The organism is Pseudonocardia cypriaca (assembly GCF_006717045.1).
Taxonomy (GTDB): Bacteria; Actinomycetota; Actinomycetes; order Mycobacteriales; family Pseudonocardiaceae; genus Pseudonocardia; species Pseudonocardia cypriaca.
Window position 1 is genome coordinate 1,455,124 of record NZ_VFPH01000001.1, and the last position, 12,246, is coordinate 1,467,369.

Annotated in this window: 10 protein-coding genes; 4 read left to right on the forward strand and 6 right to left on the reverse strand. The window is 72.8% G+C overall.

Annotated features, from left to right (window positions below; translation table 11 throughout):
• Positions 1 to 48: 48 nt before the first annotated feature.
• Positions 49 to 867: a maleylpyruvate isomerase N-terminal domain-containing protein gene (locus FB388_RS06780; protein WP_211361800.1), complete on the forward strand. Its 819-nt coding sequence runs from the start codon at positions 49 to 51 to the stop codon at positions 865 to 867.
• Positions 868 to 903: 36 nt separating this feature from the next.
• Here FB388_RS06780 and FB388_RS06785 read toward each other — a convergent pair whose 3' ends face one another.
• Positions 904 to 1,899 carry a malate dehydrogenase gene (locus tag FB388_RS06785; protein WP_142098385.1) on the reverse strand — a complete coding sequence of 332 codons (996 nt, stop codon included), beginning with the start codon at positions 1,897 to 1,899 and terminating at the stop codon, positions 904 to 906.
• Positions 1,900 to 2,082: 183 nt separating this feature from the next.
• Between FB388_RS06785 and FB388_RS06790 the strand changes: the two genes are divergently transcribed.
• Positions 2,083 to 2,430 carry a DUF485 domain-containing protein gene (locus tag FB388_RS06790; protein ID WP_142098388.1) on the forward strand — a complete coding sequence of 116 codons (348 nt, stop codon included), beginning with the start codon at positions 2,083 to 2,085 and terminating at the stop codon, positions 2,428 to 2,430.
• Positions 2,430 to 4,094, forward strand: a complete 1,665-nt coding sequence (locus tag FB388_RS06795) for a solute symporter family protein (protein WP_142098391.1) — start codon at positions 2,430 to 2,432, stop codon at positions 4,092 to 4,094. Before FB388_RS06790 ends, FB388_RS06795 begins: the two co-directional genes overlap by 1 nt.
• Here FB388_RS06795 and FB388_RS06800 read toward each other — a convergent pair.
• From FB388_RS06800 to FB388_RS06820, 5 genes are read right to left on the reverse strand one after another with little or no spacing between them, the layout of a single operon-like run.
• Positions 4,057 to 6,138, reverse strand: coding sequence for an exonuclease domain-containing protein (locus FB388_RS06800; RefSeq protein ID WP_142098394.1), 2,082 nt, complete (start codon positions 6,136 to 6,138; stop codon positions 4,057 to 4,059). The genes FB388_RS06795 and FB388_RS06800 overlap by 38 nt on opposite strands.
• The gene (locus FB388_RS06805; RefSeq protein WP_142098397.1) at positions 6,135 to 6,500 is read right to left on the reverse strand and encodes a response regulator transcription factor; all 366 of its coding nucleotides are present in this window, start codon (positions 6,498 to 6,500) and stop codon (positions 6,135 to 6,137) included. The genes FB388_RS06800 and FB388_RS06805 overlap by 4 nt, the downstream gene beginning before the upstream one ends.
• Positions 6,501 to 6,504: 4 nt before the next feature.
• Positions 6,505 to 9,117, reverse strand: a complete 2,613-nt coding sequence (locus FB388_RS06810) for a sensor histidine kinase (RefSeq protein ID WP_142098400.1) — start codon at positions 9,115 to 9,117, stop codon at positions 6,505 to 6,507.
• A 2-nt stretch (positions 9,118 to 9,119) separates the two neighbouring features.
• A complete protein-coding gene (locus tag FB388_RS06815) occupies positions 9,120 to 9,299 on the reverse strand; it encodes a hypothetical protein (protein ID WP_142098403.1) in 180 nt (59 codons plus the stop codon).
• A 4-nt stretch (positions 9,300 to 9,303) separates the two neighbouring features.
• The gene (locus FB388_RS06820; protein WP_211361801.1) at positions 9,304 to 10,707 is read right to left on the reverse strand and encodes a DUF294 nucleotidyltransferase-like domain-containing protein; all 1,404 of its coding nucleotides are present in this window, start codon (positions 10,705 to 10,707) and stop codon (positions 9,304 to 9,306) included.
• A gap of 110 nt (positions 10,708 to 10,817) precedes the next feature.
• Here FB388_RS06820 and FB388_RS06825 point away from each other — a divergent pair, with 110 nt between their 5' ends.
• Complete coding sequence (locus FB388_RS06825; RefSeq protein WP_142098410.1) at positions 10,818 to 12,029, forward strand: DUF418 domain-containing protein; 1,212 nt, start codon at positions 10,818 to 10,820, stop codon at positions 12,027 to 12,029.
• Positions 12,030 to 12,246 lie beyond the last annotated feature (217 nt).

Below are 12,246 nucleotides of genomic sequence, written 5' to 3' on the forward strand. Positions count from 1 at the left end.
CCGGGCAGTGGTTGACCGTGCAACTTGACGGGGCCATGGTGCTCCGCCATGAGCGCTGAGTGGAACTTCATGGACCCGGCGAGCCGCGCCAACCTCATGCGCACGGTTCGCGCCGAGGCGGCCTCGTTCTTCGAGTTGGCGGCGAACACCGAATGGGAGGCGCCGACGGCCTGCGCGAACTGGCAGGTGCGCGACCACGTCGGACACATGATCGACGTCACCGAGGGCTACTTCATCGGATTCGATCACGCCCGCGCGGGCACCGCCGCGCCCGGGCCGCTCGGCCTCCCGATGATGTCCGAGCGGCTCGACGAGCACGCGCGCGCGTTCCGCAGCCTGGCCAAGGAGGACGCGCTCAAGCGCGTGCACGAGGACTTCGAACGGATGCTGGGGATCAGCGACGGTCTCACCGACGAGGAGTGGACCGGCCTGATGGTGCCCCACCCCTACATGGGCCCGCTGCCGGCCTGCTGCTACCCGGTGTTCCAGCTCGTCGACTACGCGGTGCACGGGTGGGACATCCGGGAGCGCACCGACGCGGCCCGGCCGCTCGCCGGGGACGCCGCCGACCTGCTCGTCCCCGTGGCGCTCATCGTGTGGCAGTCGACCGCGCTGACCTCGGAGCTGTCCGAGCCGTTCGCGGTCGGGGTCCGGGTGACGTCCGGGGCCAACGCGGGCGACTACCGGTTCGACTGCGGCCCGGAGGGGCTCACGTACGCGCCCGCGGACCTCGGCGACGTCCCGGCCGTGGTGGAGTTCGATCCCGGCACCCTCGTGCTGGCGTCGTACAGGCGGCTGCGGGGCGGGACGATCCGCGGCGACCAGGCCGTCGCGGATCGCTTCCGGCGTCTGTTCTTCCCGATCTGAATTGCAGCATGGTGGCCATGCTGCAACCGGGAACCGTCAGATGAGGCCGAGACCCTTGACCGCCTCGCGCTCCTCGACCAGCTCGGCGACCGAGGCGTCGATCTTGCCGCGGGAGAACTCGTCGATGTCCAGACCCTGGACGATCTCCCACTTCCCGTTCTTCGACGTCACCGGGAAGCTCGAGATGATGCCTTCGGCCACGCCGTAGGAGCCGTCGGAGGGGATGGCGGCCGAGGTCCAGTCGCCGTCGGCGGTGCCGTTCACCCAGTCGTACACGTGGTCGATCGCCGCGTTGGCCGCCGACGCCGCCGACGACGCGCCGCGCGCCTCGATGATCGCGGCGCCGCGCTTGGCGACCGTCGGGATGAACTCGTCGCGCAGCCAGGACTCGTCGACCTGCTCGGCGGCGGTCTTGCCGCCGACCTCGGCGTGGAAGAGGTCGGGGTACTGGGTGGCGGAGTGGTTGCCCCAGATCGTCATCCGGCGGATTTCGGTGACCGGCACGTCGAGCTTCTTGGCCAGCTGGGCGATCGCGCGGTTGTGGTCGAGGCGGGTCATGGCGGTGAACCGCTCGGCGGGCACGTCCGGCGCGGCCGACTGCGCGATCAGCGCGTTGGTGTTCGCCGGGTTGCCCACGACGAGGACGCGCACGTCGTCGGCGGCGTGGTCGTTGATCGCCTTGCCCTGCGGGGCGAAGATCCCGCCGTTGGCCTCCAGCAGGTCCCCGCGCTCCATCCCCTTGGTGCGGGGGCGGGCGCCGACGAGCAGGGCGACGTTGGTGCCGTCGAAAGCGACGTTGGCGTCGTCGGTGATGTCGATGCCCGTGAGCAGCGGGAAGGCGCAGTCGTCGAGCTCCATCGCCGTGCCCTCGGCGGCCTTGACCGCCTGCGGGATCTCCAGCAGGCGCAGCCGGACCGGCGTGTCGGGCCCGAGCAGGTGGCCGGAGGCGATGCGGAAGAGCAGCGCGTAGCCGATCTGGCCGGCGGCCCCGGTGACGGTGACGGTGACGGGAGACGTGGTCGACGCAGGCACGGAGGCAGGCTAGCCCCCTCGCGCCACGTGTGCCGCGACGGGGAGCAGCGGTATTGGCCACACCTCGGAACGGGTACATCTCGGGACGAAGAGCTCTGTCGAGTGGCCCCATCGTGACCGGGACGTCCGGTCCGCTGTCCGGGCGCGGTCGGGCCGGTGGGCTCGGGTGTGCGAGGAGGCAACGTGGCCAGCATCGACCCCACGGCCGGAAGGCCGGAAACGGGCACCGTCTACGAGCAGGTTCAACGAACGCCCGAGTTCCAAGACCTGAGACGCCGCCTGCGCCGGTTCGTCTTCCCGATGAGCGCGGCGTTCCTGCTCTGGTACCTGCTGTACGTCCTGCTCGCCACCTTCGCGCCGACGTTCATGGCCACGAAGCTGGTGGGCAACATCAACATCGGACTGGTGATCGGGCTCCTGCAGTTCGTCTCGACGTTCGTCATCACGACCGTCTACGTGCGCTACGCGAACCGGTACCTCGACCCCGCGGGTACCAAGCTGCGCGAGCTGATCGAGGGAGGTGAGGTGTGATGGGCCTCCTCGCCCAGGGTGCGGCGCCTGCGAGCGTCGGCAACCCGCTGCTGAACATCGGCACGTTCGCCCTGTTCGTGGTCATCACGCTGGTCGTCGTGTTCCGGGCCAGCCGTGCCACCAAGACGGCATCCGACTACTACGCGGCCGGTCGCTCGTTCACCGGACCCCAGAACGGCATCGCGATCTCCGGCGACTACCTGTCGGCCGCGTCGTTCCTGGGCATCGCGGGCGCGATCGCCGTGAACGGCTACGACGGCTTCCTGTACTCGATCGGCTTCCTCGTCGCGTGGCTGGTGGCCCTGCTGCTGGTCGCGGAACTGCTGCGGAACACCGGCAAGTTCACGATGGGGGACGTGCTGAGCTTCCGGATGCGTCAGCGTCCGGTGCGTGCGGCCGCGGCGACGTCGACGCTGGTCGTGTCGTTCTTCTACCTGCTCGCCCAGATGGCCGGTGCAGGCGCGTTGATCGCGTTGCTGCTCAAGATCCCGAACACGAACACGGTCGGCCAGGGTCTCGTGATCGCGGGGGTGGGCATCCTGATGATCACCTATGTGCTCGTCGGGGGGATGAAGGGCACCACGTGGGTGCAGATCATCAAGGCCGCGCTGCTCCTTACGGGCACCGCCCTGATCACGGTGTGGGTGCTGGCCCTTTTCGGGTTCAACCTGTCGGCCCTGCTCGGGCAGGCGGTCTCCGCCAACCCGGTCCTCGAGACCCCGGGTGGTCAGCCCAAGGAGCTGGGGGAGAAGCTGCTCGGTCCCGGTCTCCAGTACGGGGCGACCGTCACGGCGAAGATCGACTTCATCTCGCTGTCGCTGGCGCTGGTGCTGGGCACGGCGGGGTTGCCGCACATCCTGATGCGCTTCTACACCGTGCCGTCGGCCAAGGAAGCGCGGCGCTCGGTCGTCTGGGCGATCTGGCTGATCGGGATCTTCTACCTGTTCACGCTCGTGCTGGGCTACGGCGCCGCGGCGCTCGTGCCCGGCGGCGCGACCACGATCGCGAACGCGCCCGGCCGGACGAACTCCGCCGCGCCGCTCCTGGCCTACCAGCTGGGGGGCGAGGTGCTCCTGGGGTTCATCTCCGCCGTCGCCTTCGCCACGATCCTCGCGGTCGTGGCCGGCCTGACGATCACGGCGTCGGCGTCGTTCGCCCACGACGTCTACGCCAACGTGATCAAGAGCGGTGAGGTGCCTGCGGACGCCGAGGTGCGCGTCGCCCGGATCACGGCGGTCGTGATCGGCGTGATCGCCATCGCGGCCGGCATCCTCGCCCGCAACCAGAACATCGCGTTCCTGGTGGCGCTGGCGTTCGCGGTGGCGGCCTCGGCGAACCTGCCGACGATCCTGTACTCGCTGTTCTGGAAGCGGTTCAACACCACCGGAGCGCTCTGGAGCATCTACGGCGGGCTGGCGAGCTGCGTGCTGCTGATCGTCTTCTCGCCCGCGGTGTCCGGGAGCCCGACGGCGATGATCCGCGGCGTGGACTTCCACGTCTTCCCGCTGGCCAACCCCGGCCTGGTGTCGATCCCGCTGTCGTTCCTGCTCGGCGTCATCGGCACCTACGTCGGCGGCCGGCAGCCGGTGGTCGAGGCGAAATTCGCGGAGATGGAGGTCCGCTCGCTCACCGGCGCGGGTTCGGAGAAGCCGATCGCGCATTAGGGCGGTAGAGCCGCTCGCTGGTGCGGGCCTGGGCGGTCGCGGCAGCGGCCGCCCGGAGCTCGCCGAGGGTGTGCACCCCGCGGGCCGCGAGCAGCGGTAGTTGCCGGAGGAAGATCTCCCCGGTGAGCAGGGCGTCGCCGAGCGCGGTGTGCCGGCCGACGAGGTCGACCCCGAGCCGCTCGGCCATCGCCTCGAGCGTGTGGGCGTCGTGATCAGGGTGGAGCACCCCGTCGACGAGCAGGGTGTCGAGCAGCGGCGCGGCGAGCGCCGTGCCGGTCCGCCGTTGCGCGGCCGCGAGGAACGCCATGTCGAACGCCACGTTGTGGCCGACGAGCACGCTCTCGGCGGCGAACGCGGCGAACGCGGGCAGCACCTCGTCCAGTGCCGGGGCGCCGCGGACGAGGTCGCGGGTGATCCCGTGCACGGCGCTCGCCGCCCGCGGGATGCTCCGGCCGGGGTCGACGAGGCGCTCGAAGGTCTCGGTGCGCAGCAGCCGGCCGCCGACGATCCGCACCGCCCCGATCGAGACGATCTCGTCGCCGTCGTCGGGGGCGAATCCGGTGGTCTCGGTGTCGAACACCGTGTAGGCGAGCCGGTCGAGCGGGCTCTCGGCCCGGTCGGACCACGCGGCCGGGCCGGGCTGGAACCGTTCGAGCTCGAAGTCGTAGAGCGCGGGTGGGGACTCGTCGGCCCCGGCGCGTGCCGCCGGGCGTGGCCCGGCCGGTGAGCGCGGCAGCAGCACCCGCACCAGCGGCTGGTGCGGGTCGGCCCACGTCTCCCCGCCGTGCCGCCGGACGACCGCCGCGGCGTTCGCGGCAGCCCGCTCCAGGTCGCCCGCGCGCAGCGGCGGGCCGTCCCACGTCAGGTCGAGCCGCCCGAGCTGACCGGCGTCGCCGGCCGGAGCCGCGAGCACCACCTCGGATGTCCCGTGCCGTTCGCCCAGGAACCGGACCACCGAGGCGAGCGCGTCGGCCACCGAGAAACTGTCCACGGCGAACCAGACGTCCTCCGCGGCCCCGCCGATTCGGGTCTGCGGGCCCTCGGTGCGTGCGGCAACGGCGGTGAGCAGGTCCCGTGCCGAGATGTCGGCGACCGCCCGGCCGCGCATGTCGAGACCGGGCTCCTCGGTCAGGCGCTCGCCCGCCGCGCCGAGCCGGCCCGCCTCCTCGGCGATCACCTCGACGAACCGGTGGCGCTGGTCAGCTGGCACGTCCGGGTAGTCCAGCAGCGCCCCGGCGGCGGCCCCGATGCTGCCCGCGGCGCCGCGCACCAGGTCGGCGGTGGAACCCAGGAGCTCGGCGTGCCGGGCCGCCGCCCGCTCGACGCGGGTGGCGTCCTCGCAGACGAGCACGAACCCCGCCGTGCCAGACGGCACCCGGGCGAGGCGGACGCGGATCAGCCTGCCTCCCCGCTCGGCCGTCGCCTCGTGGGGCGCGGATCCCGCGTCGACCCGGGCGAGGCCGTGCACGACGAGGTCGCGGTCGAGCACGCCGAACACCGACCGGCCCAGTCCGGCGTCGTCGCCGAACAGGTCGCGGGCGGCGGCGTTGTAGAGCAGGATCCGCCCGTCCTCGGCACACACCAGCACCGCGACGGTCAGCACCCCCATCAGGACCGCCAGCCGGTTCCGCTCGCGTTCCAGGTCGGCCGCCGCGGCCGCCACCTCCTCGCGGACGTCGCGACGCGCGGCCGCGTGCCGCTCGGCCAGCTCGTTGAGCGCCGTCGCGAGGTCACGCAGCTCGGCAGGTCCGGACGGCGTCACGCGGTGCTCGGGGTTGGCGCCGAGGACCACTCGGACGTCGGCCGCCATCCGGCGGGCGGGTGCGACGGAGCGGCGCAGCGCCGCCCCGACCAGCAGGCCGGCCACGAGCGTCACCAGCACCGCGGCGACCGCGAGGAACGCCGCCTGCTCCCACAGCAGCCGCGCCAGTACGGCTCGGTCGGGCGGCGGCGTGCTGAAGAAGACCGCCGCGCCGACGGCCGCGGCCACCGCGGCCGGCGCGAGTGCCGCGGCCGCGACGGTTGCGAGGCGAGCCGGGTTCACGGTCCCGCCCCGAGCAGCCGCTGCACGCGTGCCACCAGGTCCTGGGTGCCGAAGGGCTTGGTCACGTAGTCGTCGGCACCCACGGCGAGCCCCTTGGTGATCTCCGCCTCGCGCCCCTTCGCGGTCAGCATGAGGATCTTCGTCCGGTTCCGGTCGGCACGCAGTGCCTGGCAGACCTCGTACCCGTCCCGGCCCGGCAGCATCAGGTCGAGCAGCACCAGGTCCGGGTCGAAATCGGCCACCGCCGCGAGGGCGGCGTCGCCGTCCCCTGCGACGCGGACCTCGTGCCCCTGCCTGCGCATGAGGAACTCCAGCGAGACCACGATGTTGGGCTCGTCGTCGCAGATCAGGATGCGGGCCACGGCTCTACCGCCTCCTGGCCGGTACCGGGAGCCCGACCGTGAACGTGGCGCCCCGGCCGTCGCCACCGCAGTCGGACACGTGGAGGGTGCCGCCGAACTGCTCGATGATCCGCCTGCTGATCGCCAGGCCGAGCCCGGTGCCGCCGGCTCCGCCCCGGCGGAACCTGTCGAAGATCAGTTCCCGGTCCGGTGGTGGGACGCCGGGACCGTCGTCCGCGACGTCGATGCGGGCCGTCCCGTCGTCGGTGCGCAGTGTGATCCGCACCCTTCCGCCCGGTGACGGGCTGACCTTGGCCGCGTTGGAGAGCAGGTTCAGCAGCACCTGCATGACGCCGTCGCGGTCGGCCTCGGTGACCGCGGGTTCCGCGGGGACGTCGACGTCGAGCTCCACCCGCTTGTCGGTGAACAGCTGGGCGGTGGCGGTGGCGGCCTCGTCGATCACCGAGCCGAGGTCGACTGAGGTGAGCCGCCACTCGGCGTTCCCGGACTCCAGCCGCGCGAGGTCGAGCACCTGGTTCACCATCCTGGTCAGCCGTTCGGTCTCCGTCGCCATGATCTCCAGGTAGCGGCCCCGCTCCTCGGCCGGCAGGTCGGGGTTGTCGCGCAGGATCTCGGTGAACGCCCGGATCGAGGTCAGCGGCGTGCGCAACTCGTGGGTGACGGTGGCGACGAACTCGTCCTTCAACCGGTCCAGCTCGCGCAGGTGCTGCGCCTCCCCGACCAGCTCGACGACCTCGGCCATGCCCAGCGGTTCCTCGTCGGCCACCGAGGCGACGAGCGCCCGGGCGGCGGCGGGCCCGACCGCGCCGGTGAGCGCGGTCTCCACCTGCCGGACCAGCTCGGGTTCGGCCTCCGCCTCGTCGGGCAGGGAAGCACTCCTCCGTGAGCCGTGCCCGGCGACGAGGGCCGTGGCGGCCTCGGCCCCGACGAACCGCGCGAGCAGGTCGCGCAACCGCGCCACGGGCACGCTGCCGCGGTAGAAGCGGGTGCCCGGCCCCGGTGTCCGACGGTCGATGTCGACGAACAGGGCCGCGTGGCCGGTCTCCGCCGGGGTCCGCCTTCCGGCCAGCGACACCCCGACGAACAGGACGACGTTGACCAGCAGGCTCCAGAACACCCCGTTGCCGACCGCGCCCGCCCCGCTGAGGCCGAACAGCTCCTGCGGGCGCAGCAGCGCGACACCGAACGGCCCGTCGCGCACGATGGACCCGGGCACCCAGCCCGTCTTGGCGAGCTCGGGCAACAGCAGCGTGTAGGCCCACAGCACGATCCCCGCCACGAGGCCGGCGAGCGCCCCGTTGCGGGTGGCGCCCTTCCACCACAGCCCACCGAGCAGGGCGGGGGCGAACTGCGCGACCGCGGCGAACGAGACCAGGCCCATGTCGACCAACCCCAGCGCATCGCCGGAGATCCGGAAGAACCCGAACCCGAGCAGCAGCACGACGAGGATCGTGACGCGGCGGATCCGCAGGACCAGGCGGCCGAGGTCGCCGCGGGCGGCCAGGTCGGCGCCGCCCCGGGTCGATGGGCGTAGCAGCAGCGGCATGACGAGCGAGTTGGACACCATCGTCGACAGCGCGATGGTCTCGACGATCACCATCCCGGTGGCCGCCGACAGCCCTCCGATGAACACGAGCAGCGCGAGCGCGCTGTGCTGCTGCAGCGCGAGCACATAGGTGTCCGGGCTGACCGCGGGGCCGAGCGTGATCAGGCCCGCGAGCGCGATCGGCAGCACGAAGACGTTGATCACGAGGAGGTAGAGGGGGAACAGCCAGGAGGCCGTGCGCACGTGCCGCTCGTCCACGTTCTCGACCACGCCGATCTGGAACTGCCGGGGGAGCAGCAGCACCGCGAACGCGGACAGCACGATCAACCAGAACCAGTTGCCGTACCCGCCGATGGTGACCGCCTCGGTCGCCACCTGTGCGGCCGCGGCGCGGTCGAACAGGTCGGCGAACCCGCCGAAGATCCCGAACGTCACGTACATCCCGGCCGCCAGGAACGCGACGAGCTTGACCACCGACTCGAACGCGATCGCCGCGACCATGCCCTCGTGACGCTCGGTGGCGTCCAGGTGCCCGGTCCCGAACAGGATCGCGAAGAGGGCGAGCACCAGCGCGACGTAGAGCGCGGTGTCGGCGTAGGGCGGCACGCCGGCCGTCGACACCGGACCGCCCGACACCACGCGGAACGTGCTCGACACCGCCTTGAGCTGCAGCGCGATGTACGGCACGGTGCCGACCACGGCGATGAGCGCGACCAGCCCGCCGAGCAGCCTGCTGTTGCCGAAGCGCGCGGCGGCGAAGTCCGACAGCGACGTGATGCGGTAACGCTTGCTGACCCTGATCATCTTCTGCAGCACCACGGCGGAGCACGCCATCGCCAGTGCGGGGCCCAGGTAGATCGTCAGGAACTCCAGACCCCTGGTCGCGGCCCGCCCCACGCTGCCGTAGTACGTCCAGGACGTGGCGTACACCGCGAGCGACAGCGCGTAGACGACGCCGCTCGAGATCAGGCTCCGGCCCGCCGCGGCCCGCCGGTCGCCGTGGTGGGCGATGCCGAAGAGCAGGCCGAGGTAGGCCAGCGAGACGATCACCACCACCCACGCCGGAACCATGGCTAGTCCGCCCGCCTCGACAGGACGGCGACCGCCGCGATCAGCAGGGCCCAGACCAGGAACAGGTACGCCCACACCAGCGGCACGCCGAGCACCTGGACCGGCCGGTCGAACAGCGACAGCAGCGGGTAGTTGACGCACGCCGCGGCGAGCGCGGTCACGGCGATCAGCTTCGCCCGCATGCGCTCACCCCGGCCCGGGGTGGGTTAGTGCGCTGGCCTGCAGCGCGGTGCGGACGGTGCGCAGGGCGATCTGCAGCTCGCGGCGCTGGGGCGTCGAAAGCGGGGCCGGCTCGCCGTCGAGTTCCGCCCGCAGCCGGGCCGAGAGCAGCACGGCGTAGGCGTCGAGCAGGGTCTCGGCTGCGTCGCCGGAGATCAGGTTCGCGGACGCGGCGGCGTGCAGGCGGCCCGCGGTCGTCCGCTCGGCGGAGCCCGCGGCGAGCCCGTAGAGCCTGCCGAGCAGGACGATCGGGACGGTGCCGCGCAGTTTCAGCTCGGCCGGCGCCAGCCGGTCGGCCCGGACCAGCCGGAACCGCCGCGTCCGAGGGGCGAACCGGCGCGCCGTCTGCGCCAGCGCCAGCTGGATGCCCGGGCGGTCGCGGCCCCGCGCGAGCGCCCGGTCCAGAACGTCGACGTCGAGATCGCCGGTGACGCGGCGCAGGTCCAGGAACACCTGTGCGTCGAGCAGGCTTCGGGCGTGCGGTTCGTCGAGCCAGCCGCGGAACGTCCGCTGCCACACGTCGAGGCGCCGGCACCAGCTGGTGGCCATGAACCCGCCGGGACAACGCGGAACCCCGGCCGCCGCCAGCCCCTCCGTGACGCGCTCGGCCAACGCCGCGAAGTACGCGCCGGCTTCGTCCGCCCGGTCGGCGAAGGCGAGCGCGGTGTCCTGGTCGGAGCGCAGCAGCTGCTCCATCCGCCCCTGCGACCCGAGCGCGAGCCACGCGTACGGGACCGGCGGGCGCCCCAGCTCCCGCTCGGCGAGCTCGATCATCCGGATGGTCAGCGCGTCGCGCAGCCCGGCGACGACCGTCGCGATGCGCAGCCCGTCCACGCCGTCGGCGAGCAGCGCCGCGGCAACCCGCGCGAGGTCGGCTGACAGGTCGGCGAGCGCCGGGTCGTCCGTCCCACCCGCCCCCGCCCGGCGGATCCGGTCGGCGACGAGCAGCGGGCTGGCGGACTGCTGGCGGATCACGTCGACGTCGGTGACCACCCCGACGATCCGGCCGTCCCGCACCACGGGGACGTGCTCGATGCCCACGTCCAGCATGAGCAGTAGCGCCCGGATCAGCGGCGCGGCGGCGGGCAGCGTCCGCACCGGGCCGCTCATGACCTGCTCCACCGGGGTGTCGGGCGGACGGCGTTCGGCCACCACCCTGGCCAGGTCCCCGTTCGTCACGATCCCGTCGGGCCTGGAGGTGACCATTGCGCAGCTGTGCTGACCCTCGCGCATGGCCAGCGCGACGTCCGCGACGGTGGTGCCGGGCGCGACGAAGAGGGGCTCGCGGGCGACCAGATCGGCCAGCGGCGCGGCGAGCCCGGCTTCCCGGCCTGCTCCTGACGACTCCCGGGCCGCGGCGCGGGAGTCCACCCCGATCACACTGCAAGTGGAGACCCGGGTACCCGCGCTGTCAACGGGCCGAGCGTCGACCCACCGATGAGTGGACCGGTTCGCGCCGGGAACGCTCTACGTTGTCCCGTATGACCGCCCTGCCGCCCGTCGACCCGGGCGCCACCCCGCCGTCGGCCCGCGCGCTCGCCCCCGACCTCGCCCGCGGCTTCATGCTGTTGCTCATCGCGCTGGCCAACGTGCACGTCTACGTGTACGGGCACCCGGTGGGCGTGCGCGGCTACCCGGTCGACGTCGACGGCGTCGACCGGTTGGTCGTGATGCTGCAGGTGCTGCTCGTCGACGGGCGGGCCTATCCGCTGTTCGGCCTGCTCTTCGGCTACGGGATCGTGCAGCTGGCCTCACGGCGTGGTGCCGTGGGGCTGCCCGCGCCGGCCGTGACGTCGCTGGTCCGGCGGCGCGGGGGGTGGATGATCGTGATCGGCGCGGCGCACGGGTTGCTCCTGTGGGCCGGCGACATCGTCGGGGCGTACGGGCTGCTCGCGGTGCTCATGGCCGGGCTGCTGGTGGGTGGCAGCGACCGCGCTCTGATCGGCACCGCCGCCGTCGGCGCGCTGGTGACCGCGCTCGTCTACAGCGCGGCATCGCTGCCACCGCCGCCGGCCGAAGGCATGGAGTCCATGCTCCCCTCGATGGCCACGGAGAACCCGCTGCACGCCGCGCTGATCCGGGCTATCGAGTGGGTCGGCATCGGCCTCGTCGCCGCCGGGCTGACCGTCTTCGGGGCCGTTGCCATCGGCGCGTGGGCGGCGCGGCGCCAGCTGCTCGACGACCCGCAGAAGCACCGGGTCCTGCTCGTGCGGATGGCGGTCGCCGGGATCGGCACAGCGGTGGTGCTCGGCCTGCCGCTGTCGCTGATGGCGGCCCAGCTGTGGACCGCCCCACCCCTCGAGGTGATCATGCTCGCCGGCGGGCTGCACGCCCTCGGCGGGTACGCAGGCGGAATGGGCTACGCCGCCCTGTTCGGGCTGCTGGCGATCCGGTTGGCCCGCCGCAGCGGCCCCGGCCCCGTCACGTACGCGCTCCAGGCGTGCGGGCAGCGGTCGCTCTCGTGCTACCTCGCGCAGTCCGTCGCGTTCGTGGCCCTGCTCCCGGCGTGGACCCTCGGGCTCGGCGAGGACGCGCACATCTGGCAGGCCGCGCTGGTCGGGATAGGCACGTGGCTGGTGATCCTGCTGGTCGCCACCGCCTCGGCCCGCGCCGCCTACCGGGGCCCGGCGGAGGTGCTGCTGCGCCGCCTCACCTACGGCCCCCGCCGCACGCCCCAACCCGCGCCGCAGTAGCAGCGCGGCTCGCGCACACCCAGACCGCGACTCGCGCACACCCAGACCGCGACTCGCGAGGTGAGGGCACGACACCATCCGCGAGTCGCGCTGTGAGTGCGCGCGAGTCGCGCTGTGGGCGCGCGCGAGTCGGGCGCCGGGTGTACCCGAGTCGCGCGTTCCGGCACGGCGAGTCCGACGTCCGTGCCCAGCGAGTCCAGCTTCTCGGCGCGGTGAG